General features: G+C 58.4%; 16 protein-coding genes. 7 read left to right on the forward strand and 9 right to left on the reverse strand.

Features of this window, described 5'->3' with window-relative positions:
• Position 1: 1 nt before the first annotated feature.
• Complete coding sequence (locus tag ACR0AZ_RS06605) at positions 2–697, reverse strand: SIMPL domain-containing protein (protein ID WP_480667062.1); 696 nt, start codon at positions 695–697, stop codon at positions 2–4.
• Between the two features lie 164 nt (positions 698–861).
• Here ACR0AZ_RS06605 and ACR0AZ_RS06610 point away from each other — a divergent pair, with 164 nt between their 5' ends.
• Positions 862–2895: a hypothetical protein gene (locus ACR0AZ_RS06610; protein ID WP_480667063.1), complete on the forward strand. Its 2034-nt coding sequence runs from the start codon at positions 862–864 to the stop codon at positions 2893–2895.
• A 63-nt stretch (positions 2896–2958) separates the two neighbouring features.
• On the opposite strand, the gene hppD is transcribed toward ACR0AZ_RS06610, so the two are convergent.
• The gene (hppD, locus tag ACR0AZ_RS06615) at positions 2959–4056 is read right to left on the reverse strand and encodes a 4-hydroxyphenylpyruvate dioxygenase (RefSeq protein WP_480470093.1); all 1098 of its coding nucleotides are present in this window, start codon (positions 4054–4056) and stop codon (positions 2959–2961) included.
• Between the two features lie 147 nt (positions 4057–4203).
• On the opposite strand from hppD, the gene ACR0AZ_RS06620 reads away from it, so the two are divergent.
• Both ACR0AZ_RS06620 and ACR0AZ_RS06625 read left to right on the forward strand, forming a co-directional pair.
• Positions 4204–4659: an Lrp/AsnC family transcriptional regulator gene (locus ACR0AZ_RS06620; RefSeq protein ID WP_480561468.1), complete on the forward strand. Its 456-nt coding sequence runs from the start codon at positions 4204–4206 to the stop codon at positions 4657–4659.
• Between the two features lie 20 nt (positions 4660–4679).
• Entirely contained in the window at positions 4680–6563 is a 1884-nt protein-coding gene (locus tag ACR0AZ_RS06625; RefSeq protein WP_480470095.1) for a monovalent cation:proton antiporter-2 (CPA2) family protein, read from the forward strand.
• A gap of 24 nt (positions 6564–6587) precedes the next feature.
• Here the strand turns inward: ACR0AZ_RS06625 and cobT are convergent, their stop codons facing one another.
• Positions 6588–7598, reverse strand: coding sequence for a nicotinate-nucleotide--dimethylbenzimidazole phosphoribosyltransferase (gene cobT / locus ACR0AZ_RS06630; RefSeq protein WP_480667065.1), 1011 nt, complete (start codon positions 7596–7598; stop codon positions 6588–6590).
• A 79-nt stretch (positions 7599–7677) separates the two neighbouring features.
• Between cobT and cobS the strand changes: the two genes are divergently transcribed.
• Positions 7678–8442 carry an adenosylcobinamide-GDP ribazoletransferase gene (gene cobS / locus ACR0AZ_RS06635; protein ID WP_480667066.1) on the forward strand — a complete coding sequence of 255 codons (765 nt, stop codon included), beginning with the start codon at positions 7678–7680 and terminating at the stop codon, positions 8440–8442.
• On the opposite strand, the gene ACR0AZ_RS06640 is transcribed toward cobS, so the two are convergent.
• The 6 genes from ACR0AZ_RS06640 to ACR0AZ_RS06665 all read right to left on the reverse strand — a co-directional run bounded on the left by ACR0AZ_RS06640 (position 8439) and on the right by ACR0AZ_RS06665 (position 14337).
• The gene (locus ACR0AZ_RS06640; RefSeq protein WP_480657992.1) at positions 8439–9200 is read right to left on the reverse strand and encodes an ion channel; all 762 of its coding nucleotides are present in this window, start codon (positions 9198–9200) and stop codon (positions 8439–8441) included. The genes cobS and ACR0AZ_RS06640 overlap by 4 nt on opposite strands.
• A gap of 123 nt (positions 9201–9323) precedes the next feature.
• On the reverse strand, positions 9324–9833 hold the full coding sequence (locus ACR0AZ_RS06645) for a CarD family transcriptional regulator (RefSeq protein ID WP_170792284.1): 510 nt from the start codon (positions 9831–9833) through the stop codon (positions 9324–9326).
• A gap of 284 nt (positions 9834–10117) precedes the next feature.
• Entirely contained in the window at positions 10118–10456 is a 339-nt protein-coding gene (fdxA, locus tag ACR0AZ_RS06650) for a ferredoxin FdxA (protein WP_010439399.1), read from the reverse strand.
• 66 nt (positions 10457–10522) lie between these two features.
• Entirely contained in the window at positions 10523–10888 is a 366-nt protein-coding gene (locus ACR0AZ_RS06655) for an RNA-binding S4 domain-containing protein (protein WP_480470098.1), read from the reverse strand.
• 6 nt (positions 10889–10894) lie between these two features.
• On the reverse strand, positions 10895–13705 hold the full coding sequence (locus ACR0AZ_RS06660; protein WP_480667067.1) for a helicase-related protein: 2811 nt from the start codon (positions 13703–13705) through the stop codon (positions 10895–10897).
• A 23-nt stretch (positions 13706–13728) separates the two neighbouring features.
• Positions 13729–14337, reverse strand: coding sequence for a tetratricopeptide repeat protein (locus ACR0AZ_RS06665; protein WP_480667069.1), 609 nt, complete (start codon positions 14335–14337; stop codon positions 13729–13731).
• Between the two features lie 30 nt (positions 14338–14367).
• On the opposite strand from ACR0AZ_RS06665, the gene ACR0AZ_RS06670 reads away from it, so the two are divergent.
• The 3 genes from ACR0AZ_RS06670 to ACR0AZ_RS06680 all read left to right on the forward strand — a co-directional run bounded on the left by ACR0AZ_RS06670 (position 14368) and on the right by ACR0AZ_RS06680 (position 17529).
• Complete coding sequence (locus ACR0AZ_RS06670) at positions 14368–14658, forward strand: SCP2 sterol-binding domain-containing protein (RefSeq protein ID WP_010439389.1); 291 nt, start codon at positions 14368–14370, stop codon at positions 14656–14658.
• Positions 14658–15629 (forward strand): alpha/beta fold hydrolase, encoded by a 972-nt coding sequence (locus ACR0AZ_RS06675; RefSeq protein ID WP_480667070.1) that lies wholly within the window; start codon positions 14658–14660, stop codon positions 15627–15629. Before ACR0AZ_RS06670 ends, ACR0AZ_RS06675 begins: the two co-directional genes overlap by 1 nt.
• A 79-nt stretch (positions 15630–15708) precedes the next feature.
• Positions 15709–17529, forward strand: coding sequence for a M3 family oligoendopeptidase (locus tag ACR0AZ_RS06680; RefSeq protein WP_480667072.1), 1821 nt, complete (start codon positions 15709–15711; stop codon positions 17527–17529).
• Positions 17530–17531 lie beyond the last annotated feature (2 nt).

The raw sequence follows: 17531 nt of genomic DNA on the forward strand, positions 1-17531 counted from the left end.
ATTACTCGGATATCTCGAAGTCCATCGAGATGTTGACCGAGACCAAAATCTCGCCGCCCGCAACCGGAAACCCTGCGGAATCGGACATCGCCATTTCACGCATCTGAGCGACCGGGCGCACGCCGCCACCGTGATCGTTGATCGAATTCACTGGGCCCAGCGTAATCCCTGCCGCTTGCGCCAGTTGCTGCGCCTTGGCTGTTGCATCCGCGACCGCTTTGGCCCGCGCCTCGGCCTCAAGTGGTTTGGGGTCCTGAACGCCAAAGCTCAGACCACCGAAATCATTGGCACCATCCTTGATGACCGCGTCCATGATCTGACCTAGCTTATCCAGATCGCGCACTCGGACCGACACCCGGTTCGAGGCCGTAAACCCGGTGATCTTGGGTGGTGCATTGCCGGAACTGCTCCGCCCCGACCAGACAGGAGACAGCGACAAGTCGCGGGTCTGCACGTCACGCGCCTCCAACCCCATTTCATCCAACCTCTTGAGAATCTGTGCCACCGCATCCGATGTCGCCTGCATCGCAGCCGAGGCCTGCTCATCTTGATTTGTCACCCCCAGCGTGATGGTTGCCATATCAGGCGCGGCGAGAGTGGTTCCGGTACCGCTGACCGAGATTCGGCGTTCTTCCGCATAGGCGGGCATGGCCGCGACCGCTGCGGTCATCGCAGCCAGAAAAGCAAGTGTCTTCAAGGTGATCCCTCCTAGTGACTTGCCTCCAAGATGGGTATCACACGCGGCACACGGCAAGAGGGTAACGCGCCTTTTTCTTTCCCTCGGCGGGTTCCTGCTCTAATCTCGGACGGCAAACATCCAAGCGTTTGCATTAAAGCTGACAATTATGGTTCATCCGGATTATGAAACCCGCCTTTGCGCTGTCATTTTCTGAAAACGGTATTTCCCTGCATCACCAGTCGGATGGCGACTGGTATTGCATCGGGACCGTTCCGTTGGATGCTCCGGATCTGCAGGATCAGATTCAAGCTCTGCGAGATCAGGGATTCGCGCTGGAAAACGATCTGAGTTGCAAGCTGATTATCCCTTCGGACCAGGTGCGGCTGTTGACGGTTGAAACCGATGGTCTGGACAGTGACGCAGCGGCGCAGAAGGTCGAAGGCACGCTCGCCTCGGCGACGCCCTATGAACTGTCGGAACTGGCCTATGTCACCGATGTCGACGGCCCTTTGACGCGTGTTGCCGCCATAGCGCAACAGACGCTGAACGAGGCCAGCGCATTTGCGACTGATCACGGATTCATCCCCGAGGCAATCTGGGTCAGCGCAACGGGCAAAGATACGCTGGACGAGCCGTTTTTCGAATTGCCGGTCACCAAGAATGAAACGGTCGAGGCCGCACCTGCTGCCTCAACGCCAGAGGTCTCGCCTCCGACCCCAGACCCCCAGCCAGAGCTGAAACTGGAGCCAGAGCCAGAGCCAGAGCCAGAGCCAGAGCCAGAGCCAGAGCCAGAGCCAGAGCCAGAGCCAGACAAGACACCGGATATCCCGGTGCATGCAATAGCTGATGAAGCCAAAGCGCCTGCCTTCGAGCCTACCTCTCTCACCCTGCCCACCGCAGCAAAGTCCGGGACTGATCTAAAACGCTTTGTCCTTCCCGCTATTGCCGCGTCGGTTTTGGTCGGGATGCTGCTGGGCGTCTGGTCCTTCAACAGCTCTGAACCCGAAGCCATCGAGGTAGCCGAACCGCTGAATCTGGACCCGGAGCTGCAGCCGGAACCAGAAGTTGCGATGACAGAGCCTCAGCCCGAGGCACCTGAGTCGCAAACCCAGGACCCCGAGACCGCAAGCCTGACGCCGGAACCTGAGACACAAGATCCCGCGACCGAGGAGGAACCGGCCCTCTCGGCAACGGATGCGGCCATCTTAGAAGCGCTGAGTGTTGAACCGGAACCGGTCGAAGACATCGCGAAGCAGCTGGATGACACAACCGAATTTCATGCGTTCACGGGCACTGCTCCGGTTGAGCCCTCAGAACTCGACTCGGCGCCTGAACAGAACGTCGATGATCTTTATCTGACTTCGGTCGACCGCTCGGACCTGTCGACCGATATCGTCGCCCTCCCCTCGCTTGCCAGCCTGGATACGGATGCGCCAGTCGACCAGATCACCTTGCCCGGTCAGGCTGGGCAACGGTTCGAACTTGATGAGCGTGGCCTCGTGACGCCAAGCTCTGACGGCACGCTGAACCCCGCCGGGGTAATGGTCTATCTTGGGCGACCGTCTTCTGTTCCGCCCGAAGCACCAACCCGGTTTGAGACAGAACCAGCCGTTATTGAAGAGATTGACGAACGGCTCGCAGCGTTCCGCCCGCGCCCGCGTCCGGAAAACCTAGTGGACCAGTTCGAGCGCCAGCAGTTGGGTGGTCGATCCCTGCAAGAGCTTGCCTCGGTTCGCCCCAAGCTGCGGCCCGAGTCGCTGCAGGTCAAACCGGTAGTCGATGAAACGCCAACGGCGCTGGCGGTTGTGCGGGTGCCGCGCCCGAAGATCCGGCCAGCCGGCCTCGCACCGCGCGCGACGTCACAACCAAGCACTGGCGGCACTGCCCCGCTTGCGTCGACAGCCAACGTGGCCAGCAATTCCGATGAGGCCGGATCGTTCCAGCCCAAGGCGGTGAACCCCAAAATCCCGTCAAGCGCATCGGTCGCGCGACAGGCAACCATCGACAACGCCATAAACCTGCGCAAGCTCAACCTGATCGGCGTCTACGGTACCCCGGCGAACCGCCGCGCATTGGTCCGCCTGCCCAGCGGGCGTTACAAAAAACTGAAGGTGGGCGACCGTATCGACGGCGGCAATGTCATTGCCATTGGCGATAGCGAGTTGCGCTATCAGAAACGCGGCAAGAACGTCACGCTCAAGATGCCGCGTAGCTGATAGTCGAACGAAAAAGAGCGCCGCATCAAACGGCGCTCTGTCATAGATCAGATGTGTTTGCGATCAGGCCGCCGAGATTTCACCCGATTCAATCTGCTCGCGCTCGATGGATTCGAACAGGGCTTTGAAATTGCCCTCACCAAACCCATCATCGCCTTTGCGCTGAATGAACTCGAAAAAGATCGGGCCGATTACAGTTTTCGAGAAGATCTGCAGCAGGATCTTTGTTTCACCACCATCCACGACGCCTTCGCCGTCGATCAGGATGCCGTGCTTCATCATACGGTCCTTCGGCTCGTCATGGCCGGTCACGCGGTCATAGGACATATCATAATATGTCTCATTCGGGCCGGGCATGAACGTCAGGCCCTTCTCGGCAATCGCATCGGTCGAGCTGTAGATGTCGTCGCTGCCAACCGCGATATGCTGGATACCTTCGCCTTTGTACTTCTTCAGATAGGACACGATCTGCCCGGTCTCACCGCGATCTTCATTGATCGGAATACGAATACGACCGCAGGGCGAGGTCAGCGCCCGGCTAAAGAGACCAGTGAACTTGCCCTGAATATCGAAAAACCGGATTTCGCGGAAGTTAAACAGGTCGCCGTAGAACTTGAACCACTTGTCCATGTTGCCCTTGAAGACGTTATGGGTCAGGTGATCGAGGTAATAGAACCCGTCACCCCGCGGTTTGGATTGCTTCAGCCACTCGAACTCTTCGTTATAGGGCGAGGTGTCATGGTACTGATCGATGAAATAGATCAGTGAGCCGCCGATGCCTTTGATCGCTGGAACATCCATGGTCTTGTCGGCAGCGTCGTAGGGCTCGGCCCCCTTGGAAACTGCGTGCTCATAGGCTTGCTGAGCATCCACGACGCGCCAGCCCATCGACGGGGCGCAGGGGCCGTGTTCGGCCACGAACTTGGCGGCAAAGCTGTCGGGGTCTGCGTTCAGGATGTAGGTCACGTCGCCCTGCTGCCAAAGCTCTACTTTAGGCGTGTTGCGATTATAGCCGACATATTCGAAACCCATGCGCGCAAACAGGTCACGCAGTTCTTGCGGTTCGGGATGGGCAAACTCGACGAATTCGAATCCGTCGGTCCCTGCAGGGTTTTCATCACTGATGACAGATTTCGGGGCGTTATGCGGGAAAGGACCCATGGCGCGTCTCCTTGGAAAACAGGAATTTCTTTGCTGATTCAAAAATACGCCTTATTGAGCGCTGTTTCTGCGCATTGTTTTCGTATAAACTTAGTTCATATGCGTATTCCCCGCATCTTATCGACGAATCTTGAGGAAACGCCGCACGTGCTTGATCGGATTGATATCGGAATACTCGCGGCATTGCAGCGCGACGCGCATCTGACTTCGCAACAACTGGGCGACGTGTTGAATCTGTCTGCCAGTCAGGCGGGCCGCCGCCGACAACGGCTTGAGGCCGAAGGTTACATCACCGGATACACCGCCCGACTGGACCCACTGAAGCTGGGGCTGCAGGTGCAAGGGTTCATTCAGGTGCATCTGGGCACACACGGCCCCGAACAATCCGCAAGCTTCGCCCGTATGGTCAATACGCGCCCCGAGATCTGCAGTGCTTGGACCATGACCGGAGAGGCAGATTACCTGCTTCACGTCTATTGTGACGACTTATCAGCACTCAACAGCTTGCTTCACGAAGTGATCCTGCCGCATCCTGCTGTTGCACGGGTGCAAAGCCAGATCGTTATGGACCAATTAAAACGCGACGCGCCACTCCCGACCTGAGCGCACAAGAGAGAGCATTAATGAACGAATTCCTTTATCAGGCATCGATCTATCTGGCAGCTGCGGTAATCGCGGTTCCACTATCTGCCCGTCTTGGGCTGGGATCGGTCCTGGGGTATCTGGCCGCAGGCATCGCCATTGGTCCAATTCTGGGTCTCGTCGGTGCGGAAACAGAAAGCCTGCAGCATGTGGCCGAATTCGGCGTCGTGATGATGTTGTTCCTGATCGGATTGGAACTTGAGCCCCGCGCCCTGTGGGATATGCGGGACAAGTTGTTGGGCCTTGGCGGGTTGCAGGTCGCCCTTTCAACCGCCGCCATTGCGGCTGTGGCCTTCTATGCGGGTCACCAATGGTCGGTTGCGCTGGCGGTTGGGTTAACTCTGTCTCTGTCATCAACGGCGATTGTACTGCAGACCCTGTCCGAAAAGGGCCTGATGCAAACAAATGGCGGGCGCGCGACCTTCTCGGTTCTGCTGACACAAGACATCGCGGTGATCCCGATACTGGCCTTCCTGCCGCTACTGGCTTTGCCCGCAAGTATCCAGATTGAAGACGACGGCTCGATCAACCGCGGCATAGAATCGGCAAAGAACGGGGAGTATCATGCTTCTTTGTCACTGGTCGAAGGGCTGCCCGGCTGGGCCGTGACACTGGTCACGATCGGAGCGGTCGCCTTTGTTGTTCTGGCTGGCATCTACCTGACCCGCCCTCTGTTCCGGTTCATTCACGCCACCCGTTTGCGCGAAATGTATACCGCACTGGCGTTGATGATCGTGGTCGGTATCTCGTTTCTGATGACGCTCGTGGGGCTCTCACCGGCTCTGGGCGCATTTCTGGCCGGTGTCGTATTGGCCAGTTCTGAATTCCGGCACGAAATGGAGAGCGACCTTGAGCCATTCAAGGGACTGCTGCTGGGCCTGTTCTTTATCACCGTGGGTGCGGGAATCGATGTGGGATATTTCTTTGCCGATCCGTTTGATCTGATTGGGCTCGCCCTGCTTGTCATTCTCGCCAAGGGGATCATCCTGTTTATCGTCGGGCGCGCGTTCAAGCTGCGTGGGCGCGATCACTGGCTGTTCACACTTGGGCTGGCACAAGCCGGTGAGTTTGGTTTTGTGCTACTGGCATTCTCGACGCAGCAGAATGTGATCCCGCCTGGCCTGTCGCAAAAGCTGCTGATGATCATCGCGCTGACCATGCTGATCACGCCGCTGCTGTTCATCATCTACGACCTGCTTTCACGCTATATGGGTGAGAGCAAGCCACAAGTCGAACCTGATCAGATCGATGAAAAAGGGCCCGTCATCATCGCCGGGATCGGTCGCTTTGGGCAGATCGTCAACCGGTTGGTACAGGCCAGCGGGTTCAAGACAGTGGTGTTAGACCATGACATCGAAACCATCCAACTGATGCGCCGCTTTGGGGTCAAAGGCTTTCTGGGTGATCCTACGCGCCCCGAATTGCTGCGCGCCGCTGGTATCGAAAAAGCCGCCGTGCTGGTGGCCGCGATGGATGACTACAAACAGGTGACCCGGCTGGTCAGCTACGCTCGCCGTCAACGGCCCGACCTGCATATTATCGCGCGCGCGCGCGACCGCACTCATGTCTACGAACTCTATCAGGCCGGAGCCAACGATATCGTGCGCGAGATGTTCGACGGATCTCTGCGCGCAGGCCGCTATGTTCTGGAAAATATCGGGCTCAGCGAATACGAAGCTGCGCAGGCAGAACAGACCTTTTATCACCATGACCGAACATCAGTCCGCCAACTGGCGGAACTGTGGATACCCGGCATGCCGACTGCCGAGAACAAGAAGTATATCGAACGCGCGCAAGAGCTCGAAAAGGATTTGGAGACTGCCCTGCTGGAGCTCGCCGAGGAACACGCCAAGAAATCGGCCTGACCTTTACCGGATCAGGCCGTTAAATCAGCTGTCTGAGACGCCTGCTTCAGCAAAGGTGGCCATGCCGGAATGGCAGGCCACCGCGCTTTTGAGAATGTTGATCGCCAGTGCCCCGCCTGAGCCTTCGCCCAAGCGCAGACCGAGGCTCAGTAAGGGTTCCTTGCCAAGCTTATCCAGCATCGCCGCATGCGCACCTTCGGCGCTTTGGTGACCCGCCACGGTGTGATCGAGCGCTGTCTCTGAGATCTGCGCCAGGCAGGCAGCCGCGGCAGTGCAGATAAACCCGTCCAGAATGACTGGAATGCGCAACACGCGCGCGGCGGCAATCGCGCCGGCCATGGCCGCAATCTCTCGCCCGCCGAGGCATCGAAGGATATGCAGACCGTCGCCCTGACCGTGTAGCGCGACGCCTTCTGCGACAACGCGGGTTTTGTTTGCCAGACCTGCATCATCCACACCGGTCCCGCGCCCAGTCCAGTCGGCAGATTCCCCTCCGAACAGCGCACAGGCAATGGCCGCGGCAGGGGTCGTGTTTCCGATCCCCATCTCTCCGACCACAAGCAGATCAGACTGTGGATCAACCGCCTGCCAACCCGTGCGCAGGGCGTTCAGCAGTTCTTCTTCGCTCATCGCTGGCGCTTGCGTGAAATCTGCGGTGGGACGTTCCAGCTCCAGCGCATGCACGTCCATCTTCGCGCCAGCGGCCTTGGCCAGTTGGTTGATCGCCGCCCCGCCATGTTCGAAATTCATGACCATCTGCACCGTCACCTCGGGTGGGAAGGCCGAAACGCCCTGCGCCGTGACACCGTGGTTACCCGCAAACACAATGACCTGAGGCGCATTGATCTGAGGCCGCGCATCCCCGCGCCAACCCGCATACCAGATCGCCAGATCCTCAAGCCGGCCCAATGCGCCGGGTGGTTTGGTCAACTGGCCATTACGCGCTTCCGCTCCTTGTACGGCAGATGCGTCCACGCCGGGAGCGCCGGTCAGCGCATTGCGGAAACTGTTCAGATCATTGAGTTCGGGCAGCATTGAAAGCCTCGTTGCATCAGAGTGGTTGTGTGTGTTTAACCAATGCTGGCAAAGCAACAAGACCCTGAAAGGCCTGGGAGTGACCAAAAACGACACCGCCCCGTTTTCTGCGTGGGATATCCCGCTCGCTCTGGTCCTGCTGACCCGCCTGCCCCTGCCGCGCCTGCCTGACGAGGCATTTGCCCGCCAGTCGCGCGCCGCATGGGCTTATCCGCTGGCGGGGGTTGTTGTCGGGGCGCTGGCCTGCGGGATTGCCTGGATCGCGATCTGGGCGCAGTTGCCCACCTTCGCAACCGCCGCTTTGCTGGTGGCCGCGCAGATCATCGTGACCGGAGCAATGCATGAAGACGGGTTGGCCGACACCGCCGACGGGCTCTGGGGCGGTTTCACATCTGAGCGTCGTTTGGAGATCATGAAAGACAGCCATATCGGCACCTACGGTGTGCTGGCTTTGCTGCTCGCGCAGATGCTTCGAGTTGCTGCCATCATGGCCATGATTGGCGCGGATTTGCTGACGGGCGTGCTTGCAGCGTGCATTTTCTCTCGCGCCATGATGCCTGCGCTGATGCGTGCGCTGCCGAACGCTCGCAAATCGGGGCTGAGCCATTCGGTTGGTGCGCCCCCCCTTTCTGCAGTTCTGACAGGCATCGGATTGGCCATCACTCTTTCGTCGCTACTGCTGGGCGGATTAGCCATCGCACCAATGCTCTGCGCGCTGCTCGCAACGGCTTTTGTCGCGCGCCTCGCAAAGATCAAGATTGGCGGCCAGACGGGTGATATTCTGGGTGCCACTCAGCAAATTTCGGAGATCGCATTCCTTTTGGCGCTGACCGCATCGCTTTAAGATGCGCCCCCGGTTTCGATGCGCAACGTCGCGCCACAGTGTTTGCAATGCACGGCATCCGGATCGTGCCGGAACAGACCACAGCTTGGGCATTTGTAGCGTACCTTCTGCGGCATGAAGATCGCCTGCGCCAGACGGACGAACAGCGCCACGCCAACGACCATGATGAAGACCGAAAACAGCTTCCCCGCAGGTGTGCCGAGCGTGATATCCCCGAAACCGGTCGTCGTCAGCGTCGCCATGGTGAAATAAAGCGCGTCAATATAGGGGGTCTGCGCGTCCTCCGGAACAAAGAAGACCAGTACGGCAGTTGAGGTCGCAAACACAAAGACCATCAGATTGATCGCCGCGATCACGGCATCTTCGTGGGTCCTGAAAAATGGACTATCCCGGCGCAGGTCTCGCAGCAGATGATAGGAATGTATCAGCCGCAATGCCCGCAAGATCCGTAGGAACGCCAGATTTCCGGTTAGGAATGGGTCAAGCAACAGGGAAGCGATCACCACGATATCGGCCAGCGTATAAACCTGACGCAACAGTTTCCAACGGTCTTTGGCGATCCACATGCGCGCCGAGAAATCCAGCAGGATAATCAGCCCGACCCCGAGACTTGCAGCCGTAAGTCCCGGTCCGTGCGGGATGTTCGCAGTAGCGACAAAAAAGATGATTGAGGCGATATCGAACAGGATGAGGCCATAGCGAAACCAGACCGAAACTGGCTCATGGCTGATGTAGAGGAACTTCACCGTCTGCTTCATCATGTCCCCGTATCTTCCCGCAGTTACAGAAAAATACCCGACAAGCGTCTCTGCACCAAGCGCCGGCCACAAAAAAGGGCCGCCCCGGATATCGGGACGGCCCATGAAAGAGGTTGATCGTGATCAGGCTGCGCGCGAGGTCAGAACTTCGTCGACCTGTTTGGCGGCAGAAATCTCATCCGCACCGGACACCGCAGCCACTTCGCGGGTCAGACGCTCAAGCGCGGCTTCATACAGCTGACGCTCGGAATAACTCTGCTCGCGCTGGTCGTCAGTGCGATGCAGGTCACGAACAACTTCGGCAATCGAGATCAGATCACCCGAGTTGATTTTCTGTTCATATTCCTGCGCCCGGCGAGACCACATGGCGCGTTTGACCTTGGCTTTGCCTTTCAGCGTTTTCATCGCCTGAGAGATCACATCCGGAGAGCTGAGCGAGCGCAGGCCGGATTCGGTGACCTTGTTGGTCGGAACCCGCAGTGTCATCTTGTCCTTTTCAAAGGAAATCACGAACAGCTCAAGCGAGAAGCCCGCGACTTCCTGTTCCTCGATCGATATGATCTGTCCCACGCCATGGGCGGGGTAAACAACATAATCGTTCGGGCGGAACTCAAGCTTTTTCGACTTCGACATTCAGATACATCCTTCGTTATGGACGGGGATATGAGACAACAAAAACACCCCAGCCGAGGCCCAGCACGGCCTCGTCAGGCGCATCTATTGTCACAAAATCAGGACTCCATAGTGAGCATACTTACGGAGCACGTCCCCATCACAGTCATCATTCAGACCTGAGTATATCACAAAATTGCGACACTCAAAAGACCGGCCCTGATCAAAGGCAGAAAAATCGCCTTATCTCAATGCGATAATGTGTCGATTGGCAGGGATACGGCTTTACTTGACCACCGAATCGCTTAACCGCCCTCGCCAGGCGCTTCGGAGAAATACTTCTCCATCTTGCCTTCTTCGCCATCGCGTTCTTCGGCCTCAGGCAACGGGTCTTTCTTGGTGACAATCACCGGCCACATTTCCGAATACTTCCGATTAAACTCAACCCATTGCTCCATGCCCGGCTCGGTGTCGGGGCGGATGGCATCTGCAGGGCACTCAGGCTCACAGACGCCACAGTCGATGCACTCATCAGGGTGAATGACCAGAGTGTTCTCGCCTTCATAGAAACAGTCCACCGGACATACCTCGACACAGTCGGTGTATTTGCAGCCAATGCAGTTTTCGGTGACAACGTAGGTCATTGTATGGTTCCCATGTGCGCTTTGGGCGACTAGCTAATTCAGTCTGCCCGCCTCTTCAAGAGAAGATCACCCCTTTGAGGTGCGAGAAAGATCAAGCGCGCGCCTTTCTTTCTTGGTTGGGCGACCTTTTCCCTCAAAACCCGGATTCTTGGGCGGTGCATCCTGTTTTTCAGTCATATCGAAGTACAATGTTTGCGCCTCAGGCGCTGGACCACGGCGTTCACCCAGCTTTTCGATACGAACCACGCGGACGATCCGCCCCTGCGGGAAGGTCAGAACGTCTCCGGGTGCCACGGCTTGCGCTGGTTTCAGCACCCGGTTTCCGTTCAATCTGACATGTCCGCCGCTGACCTGTTTGGCGGCCAGGCTACGGGTCTTAAAGAACCGCGCCTGCCATAACCATTTATCAATCCGCAGCTTGGCCTCGGCCATTGTCGGTCAGTTGCCGTCCTTCAAACCCATCAGCGCGGCGGCGAATGGGTTGTCAGGATCAATTGCCTTTTCCTTTTTCGGAGGACGTGACGAGAAGCTCTTGGCACCCTGCGGCTTGCCGCCCTTCTTGCCCTGCGGTCTACGACCATCCTGCGGCTTACCACGTGATTTGCCCTTGCCCTGCCCTTGCTCGCGGCGCGGGCCGCGATTTTGCTGGCGCTGACGGCCCCAAGTAAAGGTATAGAACACCTCTACCTCCGGCTCATCCGATGCTGGTTCCGCAGCGGGGGCCTCGGCTGCCGCCTCGGTGCTTTCGGTGGCCTCGGCTGACGCCTCGGCGGGTGCACTAACCTCTTCCGGTGCGGCTTCTGGAGCCGGAGACTCTTCGACCGCAGGTTGCTCCGCCGCCTCTGCCACCGGCTGTTCTGCGACGACCGTTTTAACCTTTTCACGCTCGCCGCGTTCGGCCTTGTATCCCAGGCCCTGCATCAGATCAGCGAACTGATCCAGTGTCATGCCGGTGATCGAAAGCATGTCGGGTTTGGCTTCGAACCCACCCCGACTGTCTTCGGACCGCAACATATCGGCCAGGCGTTCCAGCATGTCGATCCGGATCGAGCGCTCGCCCGCGTCGCGGTAGCCACACATCGTGTCGTAGCCCTGCGGCGCATCCTTGGCGACGGGCACAGTGACCAGACCCGGCGGCGGTGCTTCGGGGAATTCCTGCAGGCCGCTGGACAGCGCCCACAACACCAGACGCAATCGCGTTGGCGCAGGTTTCAGCAACAGCGGCATGAAGATGGTGAACTGGCCAAAGCGGATGCCATGCTTGCGCAGTGCGCCGCGGGCGTCCTGATCCAGATCCTTGACCTCTTGCGCGACCTGCGCGCGGGGCAGAACGCCCAGCGCTTCGACCATGCGGAAGGCGAAACCTTTGGCCAGACCGGACAGTTCCTCGTCCCGCGACAGGTTCAGCAGCGGCTCGAACAGTGCGGCCACTTTGCGGTCGATGAAGTGCTGCAACCGGCGCTGCACCTTCTGTTCGACGTCCGGCCCTGCGGCCTCATCCACAAAAACCTCGACCATCGGCTTGAGAGGTTCTGCCCCGGCAACCAGTTTGCCGGCAGCGTATTCGCCCCACATCAGGCCGCCCTGATCGGTGAAATCAATTTCGGTATCGGGCGCGTTGTAGAAGCGGTCGGCACGCAGATGGAATTGCGGCGCGAGAGCTTGCAGCGAGGCCGATTTGAGCGCTTTCGCCTCAGCCCCTTGCGCGCTTTTGTCCGGTGTAAACCGGAACCCTTCCAGACGACCGACGAATTCGCCTTCGACGGTCACTTCACCCTTGTCATTTACTTCGGCCAAAAGGGCCTCCTTCTGTTTGAGCCGGCGCAGCAACACCGATGTGCGCCGGTCCACAAATCTCTGAGTCAGACGGTCATGCAGAGCGTCCGACAGCCTGTCTTCTACAGTGCGTGTTTCCTCACGCCAATGCGATTCGTCACGCACCCAGCCGTTTCGTTGCGCAACATATGTCCAGGTGCGAATATATGCCAACCTTTTGGAGAGCGCATCAATATCTCCGTCCGTTCGGTCGATGCGGCGGATTTGCCGCGCCATGAAATCGTCGGGGATGGATTGGCGTTCGTGCAGGTGGCCATAGATCACTTCGAGCAGGCTGGCATGTTCCGCGTGGCTGATGCCACGAAAATCGGGGATTCTGCACACATCCCAGAGCAAGCGGACGGATTGGCCATCGCTGGCACGGGCCATGATTTCGGTAATCTGCGACAGCGATTTCAATACGTTCAGATCGTCGGCGGGGCGCGCTTTGATCAGGTTTTCACTGTCGGGGCTGACCTCAAGCGACTCGATCAACGCTTCGATAGAGCCAAAGCGCAAAGCAGCATTCCGCCAGTTCAGCTTTTTCATCGGCGTAAAACGGCTGTCCATGATGGCCTGCGCGACGCCCTCATCCAGCGGCGGGGCTTCACCGGTCACACCGAAAGTGCCGTCAGACATGCCGCGCCCAGCGCGACCCGCGATCTGGGCCAACTCGTTCGGAGCCAGCGGACGCATCCGGCGACCATCGAATTTAGTCAGGGATGAAAACGCTACATGGTTGACGTCAAGATTCAAGCCCATCCCGATGGCATCGGTGGCAACCAGATAGTCGACCTCGCCATTCTGATAGAGGTCCACCTGCGCATTCCGCGTGCGCGGGCTGAGCGCGCCCATGACCACAGCCGCCCCACCCTTTTGACGGCGAAGCAATTCGGCGATGGCATATACGTTTTCGACCGAAAACCCGACGATGGCACTGCGTGGGGGCATCCGGCTGATCTTCTTGGACCCGGAGTAGACAAGCTGCGACATCCGCTCGCGCCGGACAAACTGTGCCTCAGGTACAAGCGCAGCGATCGCGCCGCGCATCGTGTCGGACCCCAAGAACAGAGTCTCGTTTGTCCCACGGGCGCGTAGCAGGCGGTCAGTGAACACATGGCCACGTTCGGGATCGGCACAGAGCTGGATTTCATCGATGGCCACGAAATCCGCACCCATGCCCTCGGGCATAGCTTCGACCGTGCAAACCCAATATTGCGTCCGGGGCGGTACGATCCGTTCCTCCCCCGTCACTAGCGCGACAACCGATGGGCCGCGAATGGCGACGATCTTGTCGTAGACCTCACGCGCGAGCAGACGCAGAGGCAGGCCGATGACACCGGTCCGATACCCCAACATACGTTCAATCGCGTAGTGAGTTTTACCTGTGTTCGTTGGGCCAAGTACGGCCACGATTCGGGATGACCCGCTCACCTTTGCCCCCTGCGCCCTGAGACTTACAGCGCCTTGCCTTCAACCTGAGGCTTCAGCCGATTCACGGCATTGGTTACTTCTTCGTGGTGGGGATGTATAGCCAGCGCACGCGAATAGGCATCAAGCGCCTGTTCGGGCTTTCCAACGATCTCGAAGATCAGGCCAAGACCGTAAATGGCCTCATAATTGTTCGGATTGAGAGTCAAAGCGTGCTCAAGATCCGCCGCCGCCATTCCAAACCGATCGATACCAAAGAAGGCCGAGGCACGCACGTGCCAGCCTTCTGCAAATTCAGGCGCGTGATCCGTGAGTGCGGTCAGGTGATCCAGCGCGGCTTCGACATCGCCATCCTCAAGCGCCTCGCGTCCACGTTCCAACAGCAAATCCGCCGAGGCGGATCCCGACTGCGACCACAACGCCTGCAATTGCCGATCAAGACCGATGGCTTGCTCGGGCGTCGATTGAGCCAGTTGTTGCAGCAGCACCATCTCGTCCCGCGAATCCGCGTCTTGCGCAGCGCAAGTGGTGGAAAACGTGACTATCGCAGCAAGTGCCGCAACGGTACCTTTGAGATTGGTGATTGCAATACCCATAACAATGGTCAGTGTAGCGTTGCGACCGGGGATGTCCATTCACGGCGCATGAACAATATGAGGAAGACCATGAGTGATATTCTGGAAAAAGCCGCGGCGGCATTGAATGAGAAACTGTCGGGCGGCGATTTCGACGCCTCTGCAAAATTTGCCATCGCCGATCTGGGGTCAATCATTCTGGATGCAAGCGGCGCGCGGGTAAGCGACGACGAAGCTGATGTGACCCTCAGCGCCGATGCAGATACGTTCGAGCAGATCCTCAGCGGTGACCTGAACCCGACCGGGGCTTTCATGTCCGGCAAGCTGAGCGTAGACGGCGACATGGGCATTGCCATGAAACTTGCCTCGGTGCTGGCCTGATGGAGTATACGCCGGCCCCCTTATTCGAAGACGTGGCCGGCGGCCCTACCGGTGGTGTGGCGTATTGGCTGACCACCGAAGACGGCAAACGCATCCGGGCGGCGCACTGGCGCCCCGATGGTGACGCACGCGGTACGGTGATGCTGTTTCCCGGCCGTACGGAGTATATCGAAAAATATGGCAACGCTGCCAAAGAGTTCGTAAGTCGCGGCTTTGCCAGCATGTCCATAGATTGGCGAGGTCAGGGCCTTGCGGATCGTCTGTTACCAGATGCGCGTGTCGGACATATCGAACAGTTCACCGATTATCAGCATGACGTTCGCGCGGTACTCGAGATGGCGGAACGTCTTGAACTGCCTAAACCCTGGTACGTGATCGGTCATTCGATGGGCGGAGCCATTGGACTGCGCGCCGTGCTAGAAGGTTCTGACTTCGTCGCCTGCGCCTTCACGGGGCCGATGTGGGGCATTTTCTTCACGCCGATCATGAAGCCGCTTAGCCAATTGACCGCCTATTGGGGACCGCGTTTGGGATTGGGTGAGAAGACTCCGCCCACAACTTCGCTGGAAAGCTATGTGATCTCGCAACCCTTCGAAGGGAACGTTCTGACCCGCGATCCCGAAATGTACCAGATGATGCGAGATCAGTTGGCTGCGCATCCGGAACTGGCGTTGGGTGCACCATCCACGATCTGGCTGCGCGAGGCGCTGGACGAATGCATCTGGCTGATGGAACAGACCGCGCCCGACATCCCTGCCCTGACCTTCCTCGGAAGCCATGAACAGATTGTCGACCGCAAGGCGATCCGTGCCCGCATGGCGAACTGGCCAAGCGGTACTCTGGTCGAGATACCCGACGGCGAACACGAGGTTTTGATGGAAGGACCCGACGTGCGCGGGCCAGTGTTTGACCAATTGGCCGCGCATTTCTTGGCAGCCAGCGCAAAGCCGAAACCCGAGCCCTGTCACTAAGGCATCGGCCTACAGGTTGCTTGTGATCCGGGTGCGCCGGGCCTAGATGTTTGCCAAAGCTATTTATTCGAGGTGATCCATGCGCGACCTACCCTTTCCCGTCCGTGACGCAAATGCCAGCGGCGGTTCCGATGATCTGGGCAATCTGCCGGAATGGGATTTGACGGATCTCTATGCCTCGGAAGACGCACCAGAACTGTCCCGCGATCTGGATTGGCTGGAAGGCGAATGTGCGTCCTTTGCCGCGGATTATGAGGGCAAGCTGGCCGATCTGGATGCCGCTGGTCTACTGACCTGCGTACTGCGCAACGAAAAGATCAACGCCATCGCTGGACGGATTATGTCTTTTGCGGGCCTGCGCTATTACCAGCTGACCACTGATGCAGATCGCGCCAAGTTCCTGTCGGATATGCAGGAGAAGATCACCGTCTTTACCACGCCGCTGGTCTTCTTCACGCTTGAAATCAACCGCATAGACGATGATGTGCTGCAGGCGCATTTCGACGCCAATGCTGATCTGGCGCGGTACGAACCCGTGTTCCGCCGCATCCGTGCGATGAAGCCTTATCAGCTGTCCGACGAGTTGGAAAAGTTCCTGCACGACCTCGGCGTTGTAGGTGACGCTTGGGAACGTCTGTTCGACGAAACCATCGCGGGCTTGACCTTCACCGTCGATGGCGAGGAACTGAATATAGAAGGCACGTTGAATCTGCTGACGGAACAGGACCGCGCCAAACGCGAGGCCGCCGCGCGTGAGCTGGCCAGCGTTTTCCAAAGCAATATCAAAACTTTCGCGCGCGTTCATAACACGCAAGCCAAAGAAAAAGAGATCGTCGACCGCTGGCGCAACATGCCAACCGCTCAAACCGGTCGCCATCTGTCCAATGACGTCGAGCCCGAAGTTGTGGAGGCTCTGCGCGAGGCTGTCGTGGCCGCCTACCCCAAGCTGAGCCATCGTTATTATGAGTTAAAGCGCAAATGGCTGGGTCTGGACGTCATGCAGGTCTGGGACCGTAACGCGCCGTTGCCAATGGAAGATACCCGCATCGTCGACTGGGACGAAGCCGAGAAGATGGTGATGGATGCCTACAACGCCTTTGATCCGCGCATGGGCGAAATCGCGGCCCCTTTCTTCTCGAAAGGTTGGATCGACGCGGCGGTGAAGCCCGGCAAGGCTCCGGGTGCGTTCGCCCATCCCACCGTCACCGAAGTTCATCCCTACGTGATGCTCAACTATCTGGGCAAACCGCGCGACGTGATGACCTTGGCACACGAGCTTGGTCACGGCGTACATCAGGTGCTGGCCGCCGATCAAGGAGAGATGCTGTCGTCGACCCCACTGACGCTGGCGGAAACCGCTTCAGTCTTCGGGGAGATGCTGACTTTCCGCAAGATGCTGGATAAGGCCGAAACGCCGGAACAGCGCAAGGTGCTGCTGGCGGGAAAGGTCGAGGATATGATCAACACGGTTATTCGCCAGATCGCGTTCTATGACTTCGAGTGCAAACTGCACGCGGCGCGACGCGAAGGTGAGTTGACCCCCGATGACATCAACGCGCTGTGGATGAGCGTTCAGGCCGAAAGCCTTGGGCCCGCGTTCGAATTCATGGACGGGTATGAGACTTTCTGGGCCTATATCCCTCATTTCGTCCACTCGCCTTTCTATGTCTACGCCTACGCCTTTGGCGACGGCCTCGTGAATGCGCTCTACTCGGTTTACGAAAGCGGGGCCGACGGGTTCGAAGACAAATATTTTGAGATGCTGCGCGCCGGTGGATCAAAGCACCACAAAGAGCTTCTGGCCCCGTTCGGGTTGGACGCCAGCGACCCGGAGTTCTGGGACAAGGGCTTGTCGATGATTTCAGGCTTCATTGACGAATTGGAAGCGATGGAAAGCTAAAT

The sequence above is a fragment of the Ruegeria sp. BE3 genome, assembly GCF_056538865.1.